Consider the following 493-nt stretch of genomic DNA (forward strand, 5'->3'; position numbering starts at 1 on the left):
GAGCGCATCGTGTTCAATGTTAGTGATGCTGCCGCTATCCTGCCGCATGATCTTCATCGTCAGACCGAGAAAACGGAAAGGCAGCGATGGACGCCTGTCTGCAGGGTATTGCGTGGTGAGGCCCATCCACCAGCTGCTCGAAAAGCTTTCGATGCAGCCGCGCTTGAAGCAATGATTATGCGCAGCGATTAACCCTTGCGCTGGATCTCGATCTCGGCCGACGACATCGTCGACCGCAAGCGCCAGCTCGAAGCGGATTTTCCGCTTAAGCGCTTTATTCAAGTTTTGGCCGTAGATTCTGGGATGTGCCGCTCGTCGCCGCCTCAATCATTCTTGGTGGGCTGTTCGGCGCGACCGCATTGCCGGTTGCCACCTGTGGCCGCATTCGTCGGAGGCAAAAGAGTTTCTCTCAATTTTGCCAGCCGCCACGGTTCAGTCGAGATTACATGCGAGACGGCCGATAACGGAAAGCAAAGGCTCGCAAAAAATGAGT

At 55.6% G+C, this 493-nt stretch carries 1 protein-coding gene; it reads right to left on the reverse strand.

Annotation, left to right across the window (positions count from 1 at the left end; translation table 11 throughout):
• Nucleotides 1-282 (reverse strand): hypothetical protein (locus tag EN780_RS39495; RefSeq protein ID WP_189557166.1); only part of this gene is annotated, 282 nt, incomplete at its 3' end.
• Nucleotides 283-493 lie beyond the last annotated feature (211 nt).

The organism is Mesorhizobium sp. M4B.F.Ca.ET.089.01.1.1 (genome assembly GCF_004022605.1).
GTDB lineage: Bacteria > Pseudomonadota > Alphaproteobacteria > Rhizobiales > Rhizobiaceae > Mesorhizobium > Mesorhizobium abyssinicae.